Origin of the sequence: Stenotrophomonas maltophilia, from assembly GCF_013464485.1 — a bacterium.
Classification (GTDB): domain Bacteria; phylum Pseudomonadota; class Gammaproteobacteria; order Xanthomonadales; family Xanthomonadaceae; genus Stenotrophomonas; species Stenotrophomonas maltophilia_AW.
Genome location: NZ_RAUX01000025.1, coordinates 22,725 through 44,945 on the forward strand (window position 1 = coordinate 22,725; position 22,221 = coordinate 44,945).

The 22,221-nt window shown below is 66.4% G+C and carries 24 protein-coding genes; 12 read left to right on the plus strand and 12 right to left on the minus strand.

The window, feature by feature from the left end; genetic code table 11:
• Positions 1–45: 45 nt before the first annotated feature.
• The 3 genes from zupT to D7Y61_RS11295 all read right to left on the minus strand — a co-directional run bounded on the left by zupT (position 46) and on the right by D7Y61_RS11295 (position 1,717).
• Positions 46–855, minus strand: coding sequence for a zinc transporter ZupT (zupT, locus tag D7Y61_RS11285; RefSeq protein WP_180866316.1), 810 nt, complete (start codon positions 853–855; stop codon positions 46–48).
• 98 nt (positions 856–953) lie between these two features.
• Positions 954–1,370, minus strand: coding sequence for an energy transducer TonB (locus D7Y61_RS11290; RefSeq protein ID WP_180866317.1), 417 nt, complete (start codon positions 1,368–1,370; stop codon positions 954–956).
• Complete coding sequence (locus D7Y61_RS11295) at positions 1,367–1,717, minus strand: 4a-hydroxytetrahydrobiopterin dehydratase (protein WP_005410315.1); 351 nt, start codon at positions 1,715–1,717, stop codon at positions 1,367–1,369. Before D7Y61_RS11295 ends, D7Y61_RS11290 begins: the two co-directional genes overlap by 4 nt.
• A 90-nt stretch (positions 1,718–1,807) precedes the next feature.
• Between D7Y61_RS11295 and D7Y61_RS11300 the strand changes: the two genes are divergently transcribed.
• On the plus strand, positions 1,808–2,407 hold the full coding sequence (locus D7Y61_RS11300) for an NfuA family Fe-S biogenesis protein (protein WP_180866318.1): 600 nt from the start codon (positions 1,808–1,810) through the stop codon (positions 2,405–2,407).
• Positions 2,408–2,417: 10 nt separating this feature from the next.
• A complete protein-coding gene (locus D7Y61_RS11305) occupies positions 2,418–4,172 on the plus strand; it encodes a hypothetical protein (RefSeq protein WP_180866319.1) in 1,755 nt (584 codons plus the stop codon).
• Positions 4,173–4,337: 165 nt separating this feature from the next.
• On the opposite strand, the gene D7Y61_RS11310 is transcribed toward D7Y61_RS11305, so the two are convergent.
• Together D7Y61_RS11310 and D7Y61_RS11315 are read right to left on the minus strand one after the other, a co-directional pair.
• Positions 4,338–4,751, minus strand: coding sequence for a barstar family protein (locus D7Y61_RS11310; protein ID WP_180866320.1), 414 nt, complete (start codon positions 4,749–4,751; stop codon positions 4,338–4,340).
• Positions 4,751–5,203 (minus strand): ribonuclease domain-containing protein, encoded by a 453-nt coding sequence (locus tag D7Y61_RS11315; protein ID WP_180866321.1) that lies wholly within the window; start codon positions 5,201–5,203, stop codon positions 4,751–4,753. The genes D7Y61_RS11310 and D7Y61_RS11315 overlap by 1 nt, the downstream gene beginning before the upstream one ends.
• A gap of 221 nt (positions 5,204–5,424) precedes the next feature.
• Here D7Y61_RS11315 and D7Y61_RS11320 point away from each other — a divergent pair, with 221 nt between their 5' ends.
• A complete protein-coding gene (locus D7Y61_RS11320; protein ID WP_005410310.1) occupies positions 5,425–6,036 on the plus strand; it encodes a superoxide dismutase in 612 nt (203 codons plus the stop codon).
• Between the two features lie 290 nt (positions 6,037–6,326).
• Here D7Y61_RS11320 and D7Y61_RS11325 read toward each other — a convergent pair whose 3' ends face one another.
• Positions 6,327–7,175 (minus strand): endonuclease/exonuclease/phosphatase family protein, encoded by an 849-nt coding sequence (locus tag D7Y61_RS11325; RefSeq protein WP_180866322.1) that lies wholly within the window; start codon positions 7,173–7,175, stop codon positions 6,327–6,329.
• A gap of 163 nt (positions 7,176–7,338) precedes the next feature.
• Here D7Y61_RS11325 and D7Y61_RS11330 point away from each other — a divergent pair, with 163 nt between their 5' ends.
• Together D7Y61_RS11330 and D7Y61_RS11335 are read left to right on the plus strand one after the other, a co-directional pair.
• Complete coding sequence (locus D7Y61_RS11330) at positions 7,339–8,904, plus strand: oligopeptide:H+ symporter (protein ID WP_032129657.1); 1,566 nt, start codon at positions 7,339–7,341, stop codon at positions 8,902–8,904.
• A gap of 7 nt (positions 8,905–8,911) precedes the next feature.
• Complete coding sequence (locus D7Y61_RS11335) at positions 8,912–9,538, plus strand: rhomboid family intramembrane serine protease (RefSeq protein ID WP_111205080.1); 627 nt, start codon at positions 8,912–8,914, stop codon at positions 9,536–9,538.
• A 43-nt stretch (positions 9,539–9,581) separates the two neighbouring features.
• Here D7Y61_RS11335 and D7Y61_RS11340 read toward each other — a convergent pair whose 3' ends face one another.
• Positions 9,582–9,743 (minus strand): hypothetical protein, encoded by a 162-nt coding sequence (locus D7Y61_RS11340; RefSeq protein ID WP_165929939.1) that lies wholly within the window; start codon positions 9,741–9,743, stop codon positions 9,582–9,584.
• A 209-nt stretch (positions 9,744–9,952) separates the two neighbouring features.
• Between D7Y61_RS11340 and D7Y61_RS11345 the strand changes: the two genes are divergently transcribed.
• The 3 genes from D7Y61_RS11345 to cfa are packed head-to-tail and all read left to right on the plus strand — an operon-like array spanning position 9,953 to position 12,309.
• Positions 9,953–10,255: a GNAT family N-acetyltransferase gene (locus D7Y61_RS11345; RefSeq protein WP_100440651.1), complete on the plus strand. Its 303-nt coding sequence runs from the start codon at positions 9,953–9,955 to the stop codon at positions 10,253–10,255.
• A 37-nt stretch (positions 10,256–10,292) separates the two neighbouring features.
• Complete coding sequence (locus tag D7Y61_RS11350; protein ID WP_180866323.1) at positions 10,293–11,174, plus strand: DUF3298 and DUF4163 domain-containing protein; 882 nt, start codon at positions 10,293–10,295, stop codon at positions 11,172–11,174.
• 19 nt (positions 11,175–11,193) lie between these two features.
• Entirely contained in the window at positions 11,194–12,309 is a 1,116-nt protein-coding gene (gene cfa / locus D7Y61_RS11355) for a cyclopropane fatty acyl phospholipid synthase (RefSeq protein ID WP_180866324.1), read from the plus strand.
• Between the two features lie 111 nt (positions 12,310–12,420).
• Here cfa and D7Y61_RS11360 read toward each other — a convergent pair whose 3' ends face one another.
• Positions 12,421–14,589: a M3 family metallopeptidase gene (locus tag D7Y61_RS11360; RefSeq protein WP_180866325.1), complete on the minus strand. Its 2,169-nt coding sequence runs from the start codon at positions 14,587–14,589 to the stop codon at positions 12,421–12,423.
• 130 nt (positions 14,590–14,719) lie between these two features.
• On the opposite strand from D7Y61_RS11360, the gene D7Y61_RS11365 reads away from it, so the two are divergent.
• Positions 14,720–15,199 carry a glutathione peroxidase gene (locus tag D7Y61_RS11365; protein WP_180866326.1) on the plus strand — a complete coding sequence of 160 codons (480 nt, stop codon included), beginning with the start codon at positions 14,720–14,722 and terminating at the stop codon, positions 15,197–15,199.
• A gap of 74 nt (positions 15,200–15,273) precedes the next feature.
• Here D7Y61_RS11365 and D7Y61_RS11370 read toward each other — a convergent pair whose 3' ends face one another.
• From D7Y61_RS11370 to D7Y61_RS11385, 4 genes are all read right to left on the minus strand, one after another.
• Positions 15,274–16,053 carry a ferredoxin--NADP reductase gene (locus D7Y61_RS11370; RefSeq protein WP_180866327.1) on the minus strand — a complete coding sequence of 260 codons (780 nt, stop codon included), beginning with the start codon at positions 16,051–16,053 and terminating at the stop codon, positions 15,274–15,276.
• A gap of 80 nt (positions 16,054–16,133) precedes the next feature.
• Positions 16,134–18,005, minus strand: a complete 1,872-nt coding sequence (locus tag D7Y61_RS11375) for an ABC transporter ATP-binding protein (RefSeq protein WP_180866328.1) — start codon at positions 18,003–18,005, stop codon at positions 16,134–16,136.
• A 185-nt stretch (positions 18,006–18,190) separates the two neighbouring features.
• Positions 18,191–18,643, minus strand: a complete 453-nt coding sequence (locus D7Y61_RS11380) for a carboxymuconolactone decarboxylase family protein (protein ID WP_180866329.1) — start codon at positions 18,641–18,643, stop codon at positions 18,191–18,193.
• A 36-nt stretch (positions 18,644–18,679) separates the two neighbouring features.
• A complete protein-coding gene (locus D7Y61_RS11385; protein WP_180866330.1) occupies positions 18,680–19,576 on the minus strand; it encodes an RNA polymerase sigma-70 factor in 897 nt (298 codons plus the stop codon).
• A 147-nt stretch (positions 19,577–19,723) separates the two neighbouring features.
• Here D7Y61_RS11385 and D7Y61_RS11390 point away from each other — a divergent pair, with 147 nt between their 5' ends.
• The 3 genes from D7Y61_RS11390 (at position 19,724) to D7Y61_RS11400 (ending at position 22,169) form a co-directional block, all read left to right on the plus strand.
• Positions 19,724–21,241: a FumA C-terminus/TtdB family hydratase beta subunit gene (locus D7Y61_RS11390; protein WP_180866331.1), complete on the plus strand. Its 1,518-nt coding sequence runs from the start codon at positions 19,724–19,726 to the stop codon at positions 21,239–21,241.
• A gap of 117 nt (positions 21,242–21,358) precedes the next feature.
• Positions 21,359–21,754 (plus strand): hypothetical protein, encoded by a 396-nt coding sequence (locus D7Y61_RS11395; protein ID WP_180866332.1) that lies wholly within the window; start codon positions 21,359–21,361, stop codon positions 21,752–21,754.
• A gap of 76 nt (positions 21,755–21,830) precedes the next feature.
• Positions 21,831–22,169, plus strand: a complete 339-nt coding sequence (locus tag D7Y61_RS11400) for a hypothetical protein (protein WP_180866333.1) — start codon at positions 21,831–21,833, stop codon at positions 22,167–22,169.
• Positions 22,170–22,221: the final 52 nt, after the last annotated feature.

Genomic DNA, 22,221 nt, shown 5'->3' on the forward strand with positions numbered 1-22,221 from the left:
AATGCGCCAGCCGCGAGGGGGCTCAGCCCGTTGGCCGCAACCCCCTCACCACTTGAACAACACCAGGCTGATCGCCAGCGTGCCCATGCCGGCCACCAAGCCGTATACGGTTTCGTGGCCCTTGGCATAGCGCTTGGCCGCCGGCAGCAGCTCATCCAGCGCCAGGAACACCATCACGCCGGCGATCAGTCCGAACACCCAGCCGAACGTGGCGTGCGACAGCGAGCCGGACAGCAGCCAGTAGCCAAGCGCGGCGCCCACCGGCTCGGCCAGGCCGGACAGCAGGCTGGCACTGAACGCATAGAGCTTGTTCTGGGTGGCGAAGTACACCGGCACCGCGATCGCGATGCCCTCGGGAATGTTGTGGATGGCGATGGCGAAGGCCAGCGGCATGCCCACCGACGGGCTTTCCAGCGTGGCGAAGAAGGTCGCCAGACCTTCCGGGAAATTGTGCGCGGTGATCGCAACCGAGGTCAGCAGCGCGACCCGCTTCAGGTACTCGCGGCTGTTCTCGCGGAACGCAGGGTCCTGCTTGTCCAGGCTGTCATGCGGGTTGGGAATGAAGTGATCGATCAGCACGATGGCCACCACGCCCAGCAGGAACGCCAGCGTGCCGTAGGTGAAGCCGGTGCGCTCGCCATAGGCCAGGGCGAACGATGCGATGGACTTGTTGAGGATTTCCGACAGCGAGACGTAGACCATGGCGCCGCCGGCGAAGGCCAGGCCGAACGCCAGCAGGCGCGGGTTGGGCCGCCGTGAGAACAGCACCATCAGGCTGCCGATGGCGGTGGCGAGGCCGGCCGCAAGGGTGACCGCCAGCGCGATCCAGATGTTTTCGGGGGGAATCTGCAGCATGTACCGACGCGATCCTGGTCAATAGACAACCGCCCCGGTCGAGGCCGGGGCGGCGAGGGCGAGGCGGGCGTCGGCTGGCCTCGTCGGGGCGCGGGCGATCAGCCGCCGCGGCGCAGTCGTTCTTCGATGGCGAAGCACTGGTCCGGCTTCGGCTGCGGTGGGTTGAAGCTGACCGGCACCTGGATGGTGGCTGGCACCGGCTGGCCATTGCGGGTGGCCGCCTTGAACTGCCAGCCCTGCACCGCGGTTCTGGCCAGTTCGTCCAGCTGCGGGTTGCCCGCGCCGGTCAGCAGGGCGACTTCGCTGGGCTTGCCATCGGTGCCGATGGTGACCTTGAAGGTGCTGGTGCCGCCCACGCCCGTGCAGGCCAGTTCCAGCGGATACTGCGGTGGCGGCGTCTTGACCGCAGCCACTTCGGTCGGCGGCGGCGGTGGTGGCGCCGGCGGCTCGGACGCGCCGCAGCCGGCCAGGCCGGTCGCGGCAATCAGGGACAGGCTCAGCAAACGCAGGTTCATGGCAGTTGCTCCGTCAGGGCCGAAGTCTTTGCCGCGCAGATGAAGTCGTTCTCGCTCAGGCCGCCCACGTCGTGGGTGGAAAAGCGCACGACCGCACGGTCATAGTGCACGCCCAGGTCCGGATGGTGGTCCTCGCGGTGGGCAATCCAGGCCAGCGCGTTCACGAAGGCCATGGTGGCGTAGTAATCCTTGAAGCGGAAGGTGCGCGTCAGAGCCTGCCCGCCCTCGCTCAGCTCCCAGCCGGGAATCTGCGGCAGCAGTTCGGCCAGGCGGGCCTCGCCAAGCTTGTGGTCGCTGCCCTTGCGCGGCACGCAACGGGCCTGGGCCAGTGGAATCAGGTCGGCCATGGGAATCTCCACCTCGTGTTGACTGAACAATGCGCCGGACGGTGTATAAACCGAATGAGCGGCTGACGCTTACTTGGCTAGAATAGCCTGATGATCCAGATCTCCGACACTGCCCAGACCCATTTCCGCAAGCTGATCGAACGCGAGGGCGTGCCCGGCATGGGCGTGCGCCTCAGTGCGGTCGATCCCGGCACCCCGCGCGCCGACGCCCGGCTGGAGTTCGCCGAGCCGACCGACCTGCTTGGCGACGAGTGGGCGGTGGACTGCGATGGCTTCACTCTCTACGTCGATGCGAGCAGCGTCGGCTGGCTCGACGGTGCCGAGATCGACATCGTCGCCGGCAGCGCCGGTACCCAGCAGCTGACCATCAAGGCGCCGCGCATCAAGGGCGAAGCACCCGGCGATGCCGCCTCGCTGGTCGAGCGCGTGCACTGGGTGGTGGAAAACGAAATCAATCCGCAGCTGGCCTCGCATGGTGGCAAGGTGGCCGTCCAGGAAGTCTCGGCCGAAGGCGTGGTGCTGCTGCGCTTCGGTGGTGGCTGCCAGGGCTGCGGCATGGCCGACGTAACCCTCAAGCAGGGCATCGAAAAGACCCTGATGGGCCGCGTGCCAGGCGTGACTGCGGTGCGCGACGCGACCGACCACGACAGCGGGCACGCGCCGTACATCCCTCGCGGCAATGCCGCCTGATCGCTGACGCGTGCCTCTGACCCGGGCCGAGCAACTCATCGACCTGCTGCTGGCCCGCCAGCAGCCAAACGCCGTCCTCGAGAAAACCACGCGCCTGCCGTATGGCTGGGCGCTGTGGCTGCGCTCGCTCGGTCCGTTGCCGCGGCCGCTGCACGCCAGCGAGTTGATCGCGGTGCTGATGCCGCGTCCGCTGCCCGGTCCACCGGGCCCATTGCCTCGGTTGTCACTCTGGCAGGCGCTGCGTCGTCTGTTCTGGCAGGACTGGGACCCTGCGCCGCGCGATCAGCGCTGGATGCGCTGGACCTCGGCAATGGCCAGTGCGCTGCTGCATCTGCTGTTCTTCATGCTGCTGCTATGGGTGGCGGTGATCCGCACCACAGCACCGGAAGCAGAAGGCGCCGAGGGCGAGCGCGTGCAGGTGGCGTTCGTCGGTCGCGCCACCCAGGAGGGCGGCGGCGATCAGCCAGGTGCCGAAGCGGCGGCGGCTGCACCACCGGGCCAGGTTGCAGCTGGCCAGAACGCAGGGGCCGCAACGGCGCGTGAGCCGCGTCCGGCGTCGGCAACTGCATCCTCTTCGGCGCCGGCTGCAACGGCCAGCGTGCCACCGCCGCCCGCCGAATCCGAGCCAGCGCCGGTCGCAGCACCGCCACCGTCACCGGTGCAGGCCACCGAAGTAGCCGAGGCCAGTACCGATTTCGTGGTGCCACCGGTCAGCGTGCCGCGCACGGAGGTCAGCATCGTGCCGCGCGAGACCACACCGGCGGTGCGCGAGCGCAGCGTGCAGCCGGTGCAGGCGCCGCCGACCCCTGCCACGCTGCGTGCGCCGGAGATCGCGGTGCGGGCACCGCGGTTGCATGACCTTCCGGTGCAGGAGCGCGAAGTCAGTACGGTCGATGCACCGGCGGTGTCGCAGCCGCTGCGCACGGCCGATGTACAGGTCCGTGTGCCGCAGCGCGACGTGCAGGTGCGCGAGCGCGAAGTGCAGGCCGTGGTCGATCCGCAGGTACGGATGGCTGCTGTGGCCGGGCGTGAGCCGACCGTGCGTGCGCCGGCCGGCCGTGACGTGCAGGTGCGCGAACGCGAAGTTGCGTCTGCACCCGCGGCGGCGCCTTCAACGTCCAGTGGCAGCGCGGCAACGGCCGCGCCTGCGGCCAGCGGCAGCGCAAGCCAGGCCAGCAGCAGTACGCCACGGCCGTCCGGCTCCAGCGCGACACCGGCCCAGGCCGGCGCGCGTCCGGCTCCCAATCCGGGCAACTGGGCCACGTCCGCCAAGGGCGACGACTGGGGCGCGTCGAGCCGCAACCAGGAGGGCGCCAATGGCGGTGCCCGTCAGGCCAGTACCACGGGCAAGGGCAATGGCCTGTTCAATGCCGATGGCCGCGTACGTGTGCCGGGGCAGGAGGGGGATGGTCATGCCGGGCGTGGTGCCCCCGGTGGCGCCAATGATGGCTGGAGCAAGGAGCGCATCGCGCAGTCCGGCACCTGGTTGAAGCGGCCGCCGTACGATTACACGCCTACTTCGTTCGACAAGTATTGGGTGCCGCAGGAATCACTGCTGGCCGAATGGGTGCGCAAGGGGGTCAAGGCAATGGAGATTCCGTTGCCGGGTACCAGTACGAAAATCTCCTGTGTGATCTCGATCCTGCAGGCGGGTGGCGGCTGTGGACTCACCAATCCGAACATGCAGGATCAGCCGGCCGTGGCACGTCCGCCGCCGGACATTCCCTTCAAGAAGGAGCTGCAGGAAGACAACGGGAGTCGCTAGCGGCTCCCGTTGTCTACGCATGGCTCCATCGCGGGATGTGACGGTCGTGCTGGCATGCTTTGGTGGGTGCGAACCTTGGTTGGCACAGAAGCGCCGATCAAGGTCGGCCTCTACCGAGGCGCCAGCGCATGCCGACCAAGGTCGGCATCTGCCAGGGCGTCGCCTTCACGCGCTCTGCGACAGGAACACCCAGAACGGCACGTCGCGGCCGACCCAGTCGCGGCTGGCTTCATCCATCACGTCCAGCAGAGTGTCGAAATCCTTCTGGGCGGCGGCACGCAGTGCATCCACGTCGGCCAGGAACAGCGCATAGCCGTTTGCAGGAAGCCATTGCAGGTCGCGCAGGTTGTCCGACAGCGCATCCCAGTTGCCGCCGAAGCCCGCCGGGAAATCCAGCTGCGCCGCCAGCCGCGCCAGCAGGGTGCGCTTGTCGGCCACACCTTCCAGGTCGACGCGGATCACCTTCAGGCCAGCGTCGCGCATCGCGGCGGCCAATGCGCTGATGTCCTCGCTGTCGATGGCGTAGACGCCTGCATTGTTGATGTCATGCAGGCCGAGGCCGAAATCGTCATGGCTCATCACTGCGCTCCCTGGGCCGGTACGGTGAAGCTGCGGAATGATTCGTAGTGGTCGTCGGTGTAGTACCACGCCTCCGCCGGATCACCGCCGGTGACGATGCGACGCGTGCCACGGGTGCGTGCGCCGGGGGTATCCACGGTGTATTCGCGGTAGTAACCGCGCGGACGCTGTGGCAGCTGTTGTTCGCGGTTGCCGAAGGTGCTGCCGTCCTGCCGGTGCGGGAACGGCCCGCCGCGCTGGATCAGGGCGATGGTCTGCCGGGCTTCGGCGGGCAGGAAGGCGGGCAGGCCGCTGTCATTGCCTGCACCGGCAGCGGCCGGCGCACGCGCGGCCGGTGTGCCCTGCAGGTCCGGTGCGAACTGCGGCGCCGGTGGACGCTGCATGAAATGGTTGACGACCAGGCCGAGCAGCAGCAGGGCGATGGCGGTGATCAGCAGCCGGGGGTTGCGCATGGGGCAGGGGCGGGCAGAGGTGGTGGCAGGCACTGTAGCGCTCCTGCGCTGCACGGTGCATGAGGAGTGCGGTGCGTCACCGGTGCGTAACAATTGCCGTCGTGCTCACTGGCAGGACGCAATTTCCTTTACATCCCCCTTGGTAATCTGGTGGTCTGTCCCCATCATTCACCGCGCAACGCCCGACACCGTCGGGTGCCCTCGCAATCAGGAGATGCATCATGGCCTACACCCTGCCCAAGCTGTCCTACGCCTACGACGCGCTGGAACCGCATATCGATGCGGCGACGATGGAAATCCATCACACCAAGCATCACCAGACCTACATCAACAACGTCAACGCGGCGCTGGAAGGCACCGAGTACGCTGACCTGCCGGTCGAAGAACTGGTGAAGAAGCTCAAGTCGCTGCCGGAGAACCTGCAGGGTCCGGTGCGCAACAACGGTGGCGGCCATGCCAACCACTCGCTGTTCTGGACCGTGATGGCTCCGAATGCTGGCGGCAACCCGGTGGGTGACGTGGCCAAGGCCATTGACAAGGACCTGGGCGGCTTCGACAAGTTCAAGGACGCCTTCACCAAGGCTGCGCTGACCCGTTTCGGCAGCGGCTGGGCGTGGCTGAGCGTGACCCCGGACAAGAAGGTCGTGGTCGAGAGTACCGGCAACCAGGACAGCCCGCTGATGGAAGGCAACACCCCCATCCTCGGCCTGGACGTGTGGGAACACGCGTACTACCTGAAGTACCAGAACCGCCGTCCGGAATACATCGGCGCGTTCTTCAACGTCATCGACTGGAACGAAGTCGAGCGCCGTTACCAGGAAGCGATCGCCTGATCTGCTTCACTGGATGAAATGAAAAGGCCGGGGGAGACCCCGGCCTTTTTTTGTTTCCCGGATTCGGGAAACCGGACCGATGCTGGCAGGTGCCGACCTTGGTCGGCACGGAAGCATCTGTACGCGCGGCAGGGATGTGCCGACCGAGGTCGGCACCTAACGAGGGGAAGCGCGGTTCGGGAAACGGGGCCGATTCTGGTGGGTGCCGACCTTGGTCGGCACGGGAGAGGGTGCGAGCGCGGTGGAAACGTGCCGACCAAGGTCGGCATCCACCGGGGCCGAAGGCGGGGCTATTCGGTCGTGGCCGGCACACCCTGCAGGCGCAGGGTGGCCATCACGCCCAGGCGTAGGCCGGGCAGATCGCCGTCGGCGGGCAGCAGGATCGGCTGCTGGCGGATGCCGCCGAAGTGCTTGACCTGGAACAGCACGTCCAGGCCGTGACCGCTGGCGCCGCCGCCGCTGGCCGCCGGGGGCTCGGGGCGACCACCGGGATTGCGCCGGGCCGGCTGGAAGCCAGGGGTACTGCGTACCAGTTCCACGGTGTTGGCGGAGAAATCACCGGCGATCAGGCTGGGCATGCCTTCGGCGGTGGCGCCGATCCAGGTCATCAGGTCGCTGGTCTGGTGCTGGCGTGCATTGGTCTCGTCCGGGTCCGGGCGCAGCCGCGCCACATAGATGTTGACCAGCGCCTCGCCCAGCTTCAGACGCATCATGCCGGCGGCGCTGAAGGTGCCGGGTGGATGCAGCAGGGTCACCCCATCCTCGCTGACCGGCAGCCGGGTCAGCATCGCATTGCCATGCCGCAACGGCTGGCTGGGCGGGTCGGCAGTAACGAAGTCGCAGCTGTAGCGCAGCCGGCTGGCCAGCCAGCAGGCCGGATTACGGCCCTGCTGCTGAAGCACCTGCTGCACCGAGATCACGTCCGGCTGCAGGTCGGTCAGCAGCTGGGCGATCTGTTCGCGGCGCAACTTCCATTGCGCATCATCGCGGCTGGGCAGTTCCAGCGCGGCTACGGTCAGCTGCCGCGGCTCGCTTTCGCTGGCCGTCGTGGTCGGTACCTGCGGCCGCGCCTGTGCCTGCAACGCCATCAGCAGCACCAGGCAGCTGAGCAGGAGACGGGCGGGGGCGAGGGGGCGCATAACGATAAGTTTACGCTTTTGTCGTGCAGGTGCCGTGACTTCCGGCACGGAGTGTCGCTGCCTGCCATGGATTGGCACCGTTGTCATGCAGCCCTGCAGCGTGCTTCGCAAGCCCTGCTTCCGGTAATCTTGCGCCTTTCGCTTTGCAGGATTGCCTTACAGGATGAGCCACGACGCAGTTGCCCCCATCGCCGGCCAGGGAAAGATGCCGCGCCAGATCCCGTACATCATCGGCAATGAGGCCTGCGAGCGGTTCAGTTTCTACGGGATGCGCAACATCCTGGTGCAGTTCCTGATCACCTCGCTGCTGCTGCAGGAAATCACGGCGGAAGGCCGTGCCGGTGAAGCCAAGGACATCATGCACAGCTTCATGATCGGCGTGTATTTCTTCCCGCTGCTCGGAGGCTGGCTGGCCGACAGGTTCTTCGGCAAGTACCACACCATTCTCTGGTTCAGCCTGGTCTACTGTGCCGGCCACCTGTGCCTGGCGCTGTTCGAGAACAGCCGCGAGGGCTTCTTCCTCGGCCTGGGCCTGATCGCGCTCGGTGCCGGTGGAATCAAGCCGCTGGTGGCCTCGTTCATGGGCGACCAGTTCGACCAGAGCAACAAGCACCTGGCCAAGATCGTCTTCGACGCCTTCTACTGGATCATCAACTTCGGCTCGCTGTTCGCCTCGCTGCTGATCCCGCTGGTGCTGAAGAACTGGGGCCCGCAGTGGGCGTTCGGCATCCCGGGCATCCTGATGTTCATCGCCACCTTCGTGTTCTGGCTGGGCCGCAAGCGCTACGTGCTGGTGCCGCTGCCGCCGAAGGATCCGCATTCGTTCGCCAACGTGGTGCGTACCGCACTGACCACGCGCGTGGCCGGCCAGGGCCGTCCGGGCCTGGTGATCGCCGTGCTCGGCCTGGTGCTGGCAGTGGCCTCGTTCGGCCTGGTTGGCTCGCTGGGCATTGTCATCTGCCTGTGCCTGGCGCTGGTATCGATCCTGGCCGGTATCGGCGGTGGCACCTGGCTGCAGCTCGATCGCGCCCGTGGCCAGCATCCGGCCGAAGCCGTGGAAGGCGTGCGCTCGGTGCTGCGGGTGCTGGTGATCTTCGCGTTGACCACGCCGTTCTTCTCGCTGTTCGACCAGAAGGCCTCGACCTGGGTCCTGCAGGGCCAGCAGATGCAGATGCCGAGCTGGTTCACCGCCTCGCAGATGCAGGCACTGAACCCGCTGCTGGTGATGATCCTGATTCCGTTCAACAACCTGGTGCTGTACCCGGCCCTGCGCCGCTTCGGCTTCGAGCCGACCGCGCTGCGCCGCATGACCGCCGGCATCGCCTTCAGCGGCCTGGCCTGGATCGTGGTCGGCGGCATCCAGGTGGTGATGGACGGGGGCAACGCCATGTCGATCTTCTGGCAGATGCTGCCGTATGCGCTGCTGACCTTCGGTGAGGTGCTGGTCTCGGCCACCGGCCTGGAGTTCGCCTACAGCCAGGCGCCGCAGGCGATGAAGGGCGTGGTGATGAGCTTCTGGAACCTGACCACCACCATCGGCAACCTGTGGGTGCTGCTGTCCAACGCGGCGGTGCGCAACGATGCGGTGACCCACAAGATCGCCAGTACGGGCCTGAGCGAGGCGGCGTTCCTGATGTTCTTCTTCGCCGGTTTCGCCTTCGTCGCGGCGTTGGCCTTCGGTTGGTACGCGAAACGCTATCGTATGGTCGACAACTACCGTAGCGCCTGAGCCTGACATGACCCCCGTCAATCTGCTGTTGATCGCCGTCACCGCCATCCTGTCGTGGATGGCGTTCAACAACCGCAAGCTGGCCGACCGCCTGATCCTGTGGCCGCCGGCCATCGACCGTCACCGCCAGTACGACCGGCTGGTGACCTATGGCTTCATCCACGCCGACTGGTCGCACCTGATCTTCAACATGATCACCCTGTTCTTCTTCGGGGGATTCATCGAGAGCGTGATGGTGCAGCTGACCGGCAGCTACCTGACCTACCCGGCGTTCTACATCGGTGCGCTGCTGGTCTCGATCCTGCCCAGCTACCTGAAGAACCAGAAGAACCCGAACTATCTCAGCCTGGGTGCGTCCGGTGCGGTGTCGGCGGTGCTGTTCGCCTTCATCCTGATCAAGCCGTGGTCGATCATCCTGGTGTTCTTCATCCCGGCGCCGGCCATCGTCTACGCCGCGTTCTACGTCGGCTACAGCATCTGGATGGACAAGCGCGGCGGTGACCGCATCAACCACAGCGCGCACCTGGCAGGCGCGGCGTTCGGCGTGATCTTCATGCTGGCCATGCAGCCGAGCATCTTTACTCACTTCCTGCGCGAACTCTCCAACCCGACCTTCCGCCTCGGCGGCGGTTGATGACGGGAGCGGGGCGGATCGGCAGCGATCCGCCCCCGCTGTTTCAGAGCGTGGGCTGCTGACCGTAGGTATCCAGCAGGCGGGCGAACACTTCTTCGCCGATGCGCTGGAAATCCTGGTCCTGGGTCTGCCCCTCCACGGCCAGTTGCAGCAGGCCCTCCAGCAGGGCGCGGTCGGTGTCGGAATGGGAATCGCTGGGGTGCATCGGAGCCTCCGCGGTGGTGCGCATGATCAACGGTCGCAAGGGCCGTGCCAGCATGGCCGTACCCCTCCACAGGCGATAGCGGCCGTCCTCGCTCCAGCTTGAGGGTCGAAAACTGACGTGAATGGATTGGACTTGCCCCTGTTCAGGCTTCACGCGATCATGGCGCCCGGCTGCGCACCATCCACGCAGTCGCCGCAGGAGACAGTTCCATGGCTTCGGTCACGCCCCCCGGTCTGGCCTATGAGGTCGAGCACGACCAGGCCAACCACCGCTTCACCGCCCGTGTGCGCGGACAGCTGGCGGTGCTGGACTACCAGATCAAACGCAAGCGCATGGTAATCACCCATACCGAAGTGCCCGAGCCGATTGCCGGCCGTGGCATTGCCGGCGAGCTGACCCGTGTGGCGCTGCGTTTTGCCCGCGAGCAGAAGTACAAGGTGGTGCCGGCGTGTTCGTACGCCGAGGCCTTCCTGCAGCGGCACGAGGAATACCACGACCTGCTGGTTGGCTGAATGCCAGCGGGCCACGCTTCAGCCAGGGCAGGCGATGATGTACAAACATGAACAGGGGATCCCGATGAAGATTGGAAACAACCGGCCATTGCGCGGCAGCGTGCTGGCCGGCGTGGTTGGCGTGCTGTTGCTGGCCGGTTGCCAGCGCGAGAGCGAGCCGGCACCGGCGACCGATGCGGCGCCCACCGCCGAGGCCACCGCTGCGGGTGAAACGCCAGCCACGGAAGCGCCGCTGGACCTGCGCGACGTGATCGAGAACAACGAACGCGAAGTGGTGGGCATCAGCTACCCGGCCGGCATCGACCGCTACCCGGGCCTGGCACGCGCGCTGCAGGACTATGCCACCAGCGCTCGCAGCGACCTGCAGCAGGCACTGGACGGTCTCGGCAATGACAAGCCGACCATGCCCTACGAGCTGTCGCTGAGCTTCGAGAAGCTGCTGGAAACGCCGCAGCTGGTGGTGGTCAGTGCCGATGGCAGCCGCTACACCGGTGGCGCTCACGGTGAACCGCTGGTGGCGCGCTTCGTGTGGCTGCCGGCGCAGCAGCAGATGCTCAGCGCCGACAAGCTGGTGGCCGATGCCAAGGGCTGGAAGGCGATCAGCGATTTCGTCGCCGACCAGCTGCGTGAACGCGTGGCGACCCGCCTCAGCGGTGAGGACATGGATCCGGCCCAGCTGCAGGAATCGCTGCGCAACGCATCGCGCATGATCGCCGACGGCACCGGCCCGCAGGCCGACAATTTCAGCCAGTTCCAGCCGCTGACCGACGAAAAGGGGCAGATCACCGCGCTGCGCTTTGTTTTCCCGCCGTACCAGGTGGGTCCATACTCGGACGGCACCCAGACCGCCGATGTACCGGCGGCGGTGCTGTTGCCGCACGTGGCCAAGGACTACGTGGAGCTGTTCGCACGCGGTTGACCGCAGTCGAGGAGGTGGCGTGGATACAGGGTTGCAGGAGCGGGTTGCCGGCCTGCTGCAGGAAGCCGGGGTCCGCATCGGCGGTACCCAGCCACAGGATATCCAGGTGCATGACCCGCGCTTCTTCGCGCGGGTCATGGCGCACGGCTCACTCGGTCTCGGCGAGAGCTACATGGACGGTTGGTGGGATGCCAACGTCCTCGATGAATTCCTCGTCCACCTGATGCAGGCGCACCTGGATGAGCGGGTGCACGGCTGGCGCGAGATGGCCGATGCGCTGAAGGCGCGGCTGTTCAACCTGCAGACCGGGCAGGGCAGCTACGAAGTCGGTCGCCGCCACTATGACCTCGGCAACGATCTCTACCAGGCCATGCTCGGCCAGCGCCTGGTGTACAGCTGCGGCTACTGGCGCAATGCCGGTGATCTCGACGCCGCGCAGGAAGCCAAGCTCGACCTGGTCTGCCGCAAGCTGGGGCTGCGACCGGGCCAGCGTGTGCTGGACATCGGCTGTGGCTGGGGCGAAGCGCTGAAGTTTGCCGCCGAGCGCTACGGCGTCAGCGGCGTCGGCGTGACCATTTCGCAGGAGCAGGCCGGGTTCGCGCGCGAACTGTGTGCCGGCCTGCCGATCGAGATCCGCCTGCAGGACTATCGCGAACTGGATGAGCCGTTCGATGCGGTCTTCTCGATCGGCATGTTCGAGCATGTCGGCGACAAGAACTACGCCAGCTTCTTCGAGGTGGCCCGGCGCTGCCTGTCGCCGCGCGGGTTGCTGCTGCTGCATACCATCGGCACCAACATCTCGCGGCATCGCACCGATCCGTGGATCGCGCGCTACATCTTCCCCAATTCGATGCTGCCGTCGGCGGTGCAGATCAGCAAAGCGTTCGAAGGGCGCTTCGTGCTGGAGGACTGGCACAACTTCGGCACCGATTACGACCTGACCCTGCAGGCCTGGCGACGCAACGTGGAAGCGGCATGGCCGCGGCTCGGCGCCGGTTACGACGAGTATTTCCGCCGCATGTGGCGGTTCTACCTGGCCGGATCGATGGCCACCTTCCGCTGCCGGCACGCGCAGCTGTGGCAGCTGGTGCTGTCGCCGGAAGGCGTGCCGGGCGGGTACGTGGCACCACGTTGATGGCGGGACTGGGGTCGGATCCCGTTTCGTAGAAATGGGTTCTGACCCCATCCAACAAAAAAACCGCCCAGTTTCCCGGGCGGTTTTCGTTTCACGCTACCGCGCAGGCGATCAGTTGCCGGCGCCCGTCAGGCCACGCTTTTCCAGCAACGGTTCGATCTGCGGCTCGTGGCCGGCGAAATCGCGGAACAGCTGCATCGCATCCACGCTGCCGCCCTTGGACAGCAGGGTGGCGCGGAAGTGGTCGCCGTTCTTGCGGCTCAGGCCGCCGTTGTCCTTGAACCACTTCTGGGTGTTGGCGTCGAGCACTTCCGACCAGATGTAGGCGTAGTAGCCGGCCGAGTAGCCACCCATGATGTGGCTGAAGTACGGGGTCTTGTAGCGCGGCGGAACCGGCGCGTAGTAGATGCCATCCTTCTCCAGCGCGGCGCGCTCGAAGGCCATCACGTCCTTGGCGGCCGGCACCTGGTCGGCGCCGATCTGGTGCCAGCGCTGATCAAGCATGGCCGCACCCAGGTACTCGGTGGTGGCAAAGCCCTGGTTGAACTTGGCCGCCGCCAGCACCTTGTCCAGCAGCGCCTGCGGCATCGCCGAACCGTTCTGGTAGTGCTTGGCGTAGTTCTTCAGGATGACCGGGTTGTCCGACCACATCTCGTTGACCTGCGAGGGGAACTCGACGAAGTCACGCGGCACCGAGGTGCCCGAGAAGTACGGGTACTTCACGTTGGAGAACATGCCGTGCAGGGCGTGGCCGAACTCGTGGAAGGTGGTGTTCACCTCGTCCCAGGTCAGCAGGGTCGGCTGACCGGCCGGCGGCTTCGGGATGTTCAGGTGGTTGGCCACTACCGGCTTGAAGCCGGTCAGCTTGGACTGCGAGACGTAGGAATTCATCCACGCACCACCGCGCTTTGAGGCGCGTGCATACGGGTCGAAGATGAAGATCGCCAGCTGGCTGCCGTCGGCGTCGAACACGTCGTAGACGGTGACGTCATCGTGGTAGACCGGCAGGTCGGTGCGCTGCTTGAAGGTCAGGCCGAATTCCAGGTTGGCGGCATGGAACACGCCGTTCTCCAGCACGTTCTTCATTTCGAAGTACGGCTTCAGCTGCGACTCGTCGAAGTTGTACTTGGCCTGGCGCACCTTCTCGCTGTAGAAGGCCCAGTCCCACGGTTCCAGCTGGAAGGTCGGCTTGCGCGCGGCCTTCTGTTCCTTGTCGATCATCGCCTGCAGGTCGGCGGCTTCGCGCTTGGCGTTGGCCACGGCGGCCGGGGCCAGCTTGCCCAGCATCGCGTTGACCGCTTCCGGGGTCTTGGCGGTCTGGTTGGTCAGGTTGTAGGCGGCGAAGTTCGGGAAGCCCATCAGCTTGGCCTTGTCGGCACGCAGCTGCATGATGCGCGAGACCAGCGCGGTGTTGTCGAACTCACCGCCACGGCTGCCACGGCTGACCGACGCTTCGTAGATCTTCTGGCGCAGGGCGCGGTTGGCCAGGTTGGTCAGCGGCGGCTGGCCGGTGGTGTTGAGCAGGGTGATCACGTACTTGCCGTCCTGGCCGCGGGCCTTGGCGGCTTCGGCGGCGGCGGCGATCTGCTCCTTGGACAGGCCGTCCAGTTCCTTGACGTCGGCGACGGTGATCGCCGAAGCGTTCACTTCCGACTGCACGTTCTGGCTGAACTTGGTGCCCAGGTTGGCCAGCTCGGCATTCATCTCCTTCAGCGTGGCCTTGTCGGCCTCGGACAGCTTGGCGCCGGCGCGCACGTAGTTGTCGTAGTACTTCTCGACCAGGCGCACGCCTTCGGCGTCCAGGCCCAGCTGGCTGCGGGTGTCGTACAGCGCCTGGATGCGGGCGAACAGCTTGCCGTTCAGCGCGATCGCATCGCTGTGCGCAGCGAACTTCGCCGAGTAATCGGCCTGCAGCTTCTTGCGGGTGTCATTGGTGTCGGCGCCGACCAGGCTGAAGAAGACGGTGGTCGCGCGGTCGAGGACATCACCGCTCTTTTCCAGGGCGATGATGGTGTTGTCGAAGGTCGGCTTGGCCTTGTTGTTGGCGATCGCTTCCACTTCCTTCAGCTGCTGCGCCATGCCGGCGTCGAAGGCCGGGGCGAAGTCGCTGTCCTTGATCTTGTCGAACTGCGGGAAATGCAGCGGCAGCGGGCTGTCGGCGAAGAACGGATTGGCCTGCTGGGCATGGGTGCTGGCAGCCGGGGTGGCGGCGCCGGCCGAGAAGGCGGGCAGGGCAAGGCCGAGGGACATGGCCACGGCAAGGGCAAGGCGAGTGGTCAAGGTAGGAACTCCGGTAAGGCAAACAAGGGCCCGAGGGTAACCCGGCCGACGGCGCTGGTACTTGTGTCAAAAGGCATGTTGCCGGGACCGGGCGCGGGTACCATGCATTCACCGCCCACGGCCCGCTGCCATGACCACTGCCTACGATTTCAGCTTCCGCGACCTCGACGGCCAGCCGCAGGCCCTCGCCCGGTTCCAGGGTCACCCGTTGCTGCTGGTCAATGTCGCCAGCCGTTGTGGCTTCACCCCGCAGTACACCGGGCTGGAACAGCTGTGGCAGGACTACCGTGAACGTGGCCTGGTGGTGATCGGCTTCCCCTGCAACCAGTTCGGCGCGCAGGAGCCCGGTGACGCCGCGCAGATCCGCCAGTTCTGTTCGCTGGATTATCCGGTCAGCTTCCCGCTGTCGGAGAAGATCGAGGTCAACGGCGAGGGGGCTGATCCGTTGTGGGCCTGGCTGTCACGCGAGAAGCGCGGCCTGCTTGGCAGTGCCCGTATCAAGTGGAACTTCAGCAAGTTCCTGGTCGATCGCCAGGGGCGGGTGGTGTCGCGGCATGCGCCCACCACCAGGCCGGAGCAGCTGCGCGACGAAATCGAAGCGCTGCTGTGAGGTAGTGCCGGTCGCTGGCCGGCAACCCCGTGGTGCCAGAAGCGCCGGCCAGCGGCCGGCACTACCGTTGCAGCTTACTTCTCGACGAACGCGCGCTCGAACACGTAGTGGCCCGGCTGGCCGATGCGCGGCGAGACCTGGAAACCACGGGCATCGAGCACGCTGCGCAGGTCGGCCAGCATCTGCGGGCTGCCGCAGATCATCGCGCGGTCGTTCTCCGGGCTCAGTTCCGGCAGGCCGAGGGTGCGCTGCATCTCGCCGCTCTCCATCAGCTGGGTCAGGCGGCCCTGGTTGGCGAACGGTTCACGGGTGACGGCCGGGTAGTACAGCAGCTTGTCGCCGATCATCTCGCCCAGGAACTCATGCTCACGCAGTTCCTTCTCGAAGTAATCGCGGTAGGCCAGGTCCTTTTCGTAGCGCACGCCGTGGCACAGGATCACCTTCTCGAAGCGCTCGTAGGTTTCCGGGTCCTTGATGACCGACAGCCACGGTGCCATGCCAGTGCCGGTGCCCAGCAGGTACAGGTTCCTGCCGGGGTGCAGGTCGCTGATCAGCAGGGTGCCGGTGGGTTTCTTGCCAACCAGCACCTTGTCGCCCGGCTTGATGTGCTGCAGACGTGAGGTCAGCGGGCCGTCCTGCACCTTGATGCTGAAGAACTCCAAGTGCTCTTCCCAGTTGGCGCTGGCGATGGAATAGGCGCGCAGCAGCGGCCGCGCCTCGGTTTCCAGGCCGATCATCACAAACTGGCCGTTCTCGAAGCGGAAGCCGCTGTCGCGGGTGAGGGTGAAGCTGAAGTAGGCGTCGGTCCAGTGACGGACCTCAAGCACCGTTTCGGCGCCGAAAGCGGAGGACATGGGCGTATCTATCGAAAGTCGTCGGGGGTGATTCTATCTCAAATGAGACAGGTTCTCATTAGGCGGAACGAGAGGCGTTCTCAGCGGTAACCGGCCGCCTGCAGCTCGAACAGCTCGGCGTAGCGGCCGCCCTGGGCCATCAGCTGCTCATGAGTGCCGCTGGCCTCGATCCGGCCATCGGCCAGCACCAGGATGCGATCGGCCATGCGTACCGAGGAGAAACGGTGGGAAATCAGCACTGCGGTGCGATTATCCGCCAGTTCCCTGAACCGCTGGAACACCTCGAACTCACTTCGCGCATCCAGCGCTGCCGTTGGCTCATCCAGGATCATCACCTGCGCATTGCGCATCCACGCGCGGGCAATGGCGATCTTCTGCCATTGGCCGCCGGACAGGTCCACGCCCTGCTTGAAGCGGCGGCCGATCAGCTGGTCGTAGCCGCCGGGCAGGTCGTCGATCACTTCCTCGGCCATGCCGCGCCGCGCGGCGTCGGCGATGCGTGCCTGGTCGTCCATCGCCTCGACCTGGCCGACGCCGATGTTCTCGCCGGCGCTGAGGTTGTAGCGCACGAAATCCTGGAAGATCACCCCGAGGTTGGCGCGCAGGTCGTCCAGGTCGTAGTCGCGCAGATCGCGGCCATCGAGCAGGATGCGGCCCTCGTCCGGCTCGTACAGCCGCGCCAGCAGCTTCACCAGCGTGGTCTTGCCCGCTCCGTTCTCGCCGACCAGGGCCAGCACTTCGCCGGCATGCAGCTGGAATTCGAGGTGGCGCACCGCCCATTGCTCGGCATCCGGGTAACGGAAGCCGACGTTCTCGAACACGAAGCCTTGGCGGATCGGCTGTGGCACGCGCGCCGCGCCTTCGCGCGAATGGATTTCCGGCTGGATCTGGAAGAACGAGAACAGGTCGTCCAGGTACAGCGCCTGGCTGGCCACCTGCGAGAAGCCGATCAGCAGGCCTTCCAGCAGCTGGCGCAGGCGCAGGAAGCTGCCGGCGAGGAAGGTCAGGTCGCCGATCGAGAAGTCGCCGCGCACCGTGCGCCAGGCGATGTAGGCGTAGGCGGTGTAGTACCCCAGAGTGCCCAGCGCAGCCAGCAGCGTGCCCCAGAACGCGCGGCGCCGGGCCAGCGCGCGGTTGGCCAGGAACAGCGCCACCGACAGGCGCCGGTAACGCTCCACCAGGAAGCGGTGCAGGTTGTAGATCTTCACTTCCTTGGCCGTTTCCACGCTGGCACCGAGCTGGCGCAGGTAGTCAAGCTGGCGGCGCTCGGGCGTCCACTGGAAGTTGAGGCTGTACCCGGCCGCGTTGAAGTGCGACTCGCCGATGAAGGCCGGCACCAGTGCCAGCGCCAGCAGCAGGATCAGCCACGGCGCGTACACCAGCAGGCCGACGGCGAGGCTGGCCACGGTGATCGCGTCCTGCACCTGGCCAAACAACTGGCTCATCAGGTTCATCCGGCCCATGGTCTGGCGCCGCGCGCGGTCCAGCTTGTCCTGCAGGTCCGGGTCCTCGAAGTCCTCCAGATCCAGCGTTGCCGCGTGCTCCATCAGCCGGATGCTGGTGACGTTGGCGAACAGTTCCGAGAGCAGGGCATCGGCGTAGCTGACCAGCCGGCCGAGCAGGTCCGAGGCGATGGCCAGGCCGAACTCGAGCGCCAGCAGGCCCAGCAGCGGGTTGAGCAGGCCGCTGGACAGCGCCTCGCCCAGTGGCGGGAAGCCGGCATCGTGCTGGCTCAGGTGCAGCGCGCTGTCGATGATCAGCTTGCCGACGTAGAGCATCGCCACCGGCAGCAGCGCACGGATCAGGCGCAGGCCAAGGCTGGCCAGGGTGAGCGCGGGGCTGGTCTTCCAGACCATGCGCAGGAACGGTGGCAGGTTGCGCATCGCCCTGAAGCGCTGGCGCAGGCTGGGTTTCTTCGCGGCGGCAGCGCCAGCGGTGGGGGTAGCAGGCATGCGCGTATTGTGCGCGCCTGATACGTGCAGATGGGGTCAGTGCAGGCGTGTGGCAGCGCCGGGTCAGAGCCCTTCGCTATGCGAAGGGCTCTGACCCGGCCGCATCCACGCATGGCGTGGATCTACCGTGTCGACCAAGGTCGACGCCTACCAACAGCAGCAAAGACCGTGCAAGGTGGCGTGGGTCAGGCCGGCAGTGGCGGCAGCAGGCCCGCGCCCAGCCTATTCCAGGCATTGATCACCGCAATGCCCATGCTCAGGTCACTGATGCCCTTCTCATCGAAGTGCGGCACCAGTGCGTCGAATGCCGCCTGCGACGGCGCGCCGTCGGTCAGCCGGGTCAGCGCCTCGGCCCAGCCCAGCGCCGCGCGCTCGCGTGCATCGAAGAAGCGGCTTTCATGCCAGGCCGGCAGCGTATCCAGCTTGCGCGGCTCGATGCCGCCCTTGCGCAGCGCGGTGCCGTGCATGTCCATGCAGTAGCCACAGCCGTTGAGCTGCGACACGCGCAGGAACAACAGTTCCATCAGGGTCGGGTCGATCGAGCTGTCATGCACCGCCTTGCTGGTGGCCAGCAGGCCCTTGAAGGCCTCGGCGGCCAGGCGGGTGTAGGGTACGCGGGGAGAGGCGTGGTCGGACATTTTCGGCTCCACGGCGGCCACGGTGGCCGCCTTTCACTACCAGGACGCCGCACCGTCGCCGCGCGTGACAACATCCGGCAACTTTTCCGGATTCAGCACGCTGTACACGTTGGCGATGCGGCCATCGACCACCTCGATGGTGGTGACCGAGTGCAGGTGCTTGCCGTGGAAGCGCAGGATTGCCGGCTCGCCGTTGACGTAGCCCAGCTGCGCCGGATGCACCGCACCACGACGCGCGATGGCCCAGAACAGGCGGCCGATGCGCTCGGCGCCCAGCAGCGGGCGCACTGCGGCGGTGACCACGCCGCCGCCGTCGGACACCAGCAGTGCGTTGGCGTGCAGCAGGGCCTGGATTGCCTCGCTGTCGCCACGCTGCGAGGCGTCCATGAAACGGGTCAGCAGCTGCCGGTGCTGGCTGGCATCGGCGTTGAAGCGCGGCCGTCCAGACTGCAGGCGTTGCCGGGCGCGATGCACCAGCTGCCGGCAGTTGGCCTCGCTGTGGCCGATCAGGTCGGCGATCTCGCGATAATCGTGGTCGAAGGCCTCCTTCAGCAGGAACGCGGCGCGTTCTTCGGGGCCGAGTTGCTCGAGCAGGGTCAGGAACGCGACCGAGACATCGTCGGCCAGCGCATGCAGCTGCGCCGGGCCAGGCGCCGGGTCGGGCTCGAGGGTGACTGCCAGCGGCTCGGCCAGCCACGGGCCGACGTAGTGCGCGCGCTCACGCTTGGCCGCGCGCAGCCGGTCCAGGCCGAGCCGGGTGGTGGTGGTGACCAGCCAGGCCTCGGCATCGCGGACGCTGGCCGGATCGGCGCCGGACCAGCGCAGCCAGGCATCCTGGACCACGTCCTCGGCGTCGGCGCGGCTGCCGAGCAGGCGGTAGGCCAGCGCCATCAGGCGCGGGCGGTGGATCTGGAAAGCGGTTTCGGCGTTCATGTGGGCAAGGACGCGGCAGTGGCGCGTGGCGTGACAGAGGGCTTGCGTGGATAGTGCCGGCCAGCGGCCGGCACTACCACCCTGCGGCCGGGGGAGGGGTTAAAATGGGCGGATTACCCCCGCCAGCCTCGAGCAAGCGAGCAAGCCGTGACATCGATCAAGCAGGAAGACCTCATCCAGTCCATCGCCGACGCGCTGCAGTACATCTCGTACTACCACCCGGTCGACTACATCAAGAACCTTGCCGCCGCCTACGAGCGCGAGGAGTCGCCGGCCGCCAAGGAAGCGATGGCGCAGATCCTGATCAATTCGCGCATGTGCGCCGAAGGCCACCGTCCGATCTGCCAGGACACCGGCATCGTCACGGTGTTCCTGGAAATCGGCATGGACGTGCGTTGGGATGACGCCACCATGGGCGTGGAAGACATGGCCAATGAGGGCGTGCGCCGTGCCTACATGCACCCGGACAACAAGCTGCGCGCCTCGGTGCTGGCTGATCCGGCTGGCAAGCGCATCAACACCAGGGACAACACCCCGGGCGTGGTCAACGTCAAGGTGGTGCCGGGCAACACCGTCGATGTCATCGTCGCCGCAAAGGGCGGTGGTTCGGAAGCGAAGACCAAGTTCGCCATGCTCAACCCGTCCGACTCGATCGTCGACTGGGTGCTGAAGACCGTGCCGACCATGGGCGCCGGCTGGTGCCCGCCGGGCATGCTTGGCATCGGCATCGGCGGCACCGCCGAGAAGGCGATGCTGCTGGCCAAGGAAGCGCTGATGGAACCGATCGACATCACCGAGCTGCAAGCCCGCGGTGCGTCCAACCGCATCGAAGAGCTGCGCCTGGAGCTGTACGAGAAGGTCAACGCACTGGGCATCGGCGCGCAGGGCCTGGGCGGCCTGACCACCGTGCTCGACATCAAGATCAACGATTACCCGACCCACGCGGCCAACCTGCCGGTGGCGATGATCCCGAATTGCGCGGCCACCCGCCACGCGCACTTCACCCTGGATGGCAGCGGCCCGGTGATGCTGGACCCGCCGTCGCTGGAGGACTGGCCGAAGCTGACCTACGATTCGTCCAAGGGTACCCGCGTGGACCTGGACACGATCACACCGGAAGACGTGGCCAGCTGGAAGCCGGGCCAGACCCTGCTGCTCAACGGCAAGCTGCTGACCGGCCGCGACGCCGCGCACAAGCGCATGGTCGACATGCTCAACAAGGGCGAAGCGCTGCCGGTCGACCTGAAGGGTCGTTTCATCTACTACGTCGGCCCGGTCGACCCGGTGCGCGATGAAGTGGTGGGCCCGGCCGGCCCGACCACCGCCACCCGCATGGACAAGTTCACCCGCCAGGTGCTGGAGCAGACCGGCCTGCTGGGCATGGTCGGCAAGGCCGAGCGCGGCCCGGCGGCGATCGAAGCGATCCGTGACAACAAGTCGGCCTACCTGATGGCGGTCGGTGGTTCGGCCTACCTGGTGTCCAAGGCGATCAAGGCGGCCAAGGTGGTCGGTTTCGCCGACCTGGGCATGGAAGCGATCTACGAGTTCACCGTGCAGGACATGCCGGTGACCGTGGCAGTGGATTCCACCGGCGAATCGGTACACAAGACCGGCCCGCGCGAATGGCAGGCCCGCATCGGCAAGATTCCGGTGGTGGTGGAGTAATCCTTCCATCCAGTGTTCAGACAACGGCGCCCGTGTGGCGCCGTTGTTGTGTGCAGCCTGCCCGCGCGCGGCCTGCTCTGCTAACGTACTGGCCGGCGTACTGGAAGGGAGACCATCGTGCTGCAGTGGTCGCGTGTTTTCGCGTTGCTGGTCGCTACGCTGGCGTGCAGCGCCTGCGGGCCACGTTATTTCGTCGAGCCACCAACCCACGAAGCGGGGAAGATCTGCGCGTCGGTCTGCGAGAGCCAGAAGGCGACGTGCGACTTCCACAACCGCGCCCGTGCCGAATCGGATCAGCGGAGCTGCGAAAGCGACAAGAGCCGGATCATCGACCGTTGCAGTGGTATCGCCGACGACAAGCAGCGGCACAACTGCGAAGGGCGTAACGGTGCCGGAAACTACTGTGGTGCCCCGGCGCTTCCTTCATGCAATGCTCCTTACGTCCAGTGCCTGCTCTCCTGCGGTGGCACGGTGAATGAAGTCCGCACGGCCACCGGTGTTCCCGTGTACTGATCCGGGGGCGCGTCGGCGCCTGCACCAGCAACCGTAGTCTGCTAGGGTCGGTACACCCCCAGCACCGGATGTGTCCATGCGCCTGCTTCGATCCCTCGCGGCTGTGTTCCTGCTGGTCCTGGCCGGCTGCAGTACAACCTCATCCTATGAAGGTGCGGATTTCTCCGCGTCCGCGCAGTGCCACATGCAGTGCCAGGCCGGCTATCGCAGCTGCATGGCGCAGAATGACGCCCTCGGCAGCCGCCAGAGCAATTGCGAGCAGCAGGTGGTACCGGCACCGGACAGGCGCTGCAAGGACGTGGACAACCCTGAGCTGCGCCGTGCCTGCGAACTGAAGGCGCATGACTGTACGATGCGCGCGCCGATGATGTCCTGTGGCGAACGCCGGGATTCCTGCATGAGCAGCTGCGGTTGAGCAACGATCGCGCGGGTGGGCGCATAATCGGCCGGTCCACCTGCGCAGGATC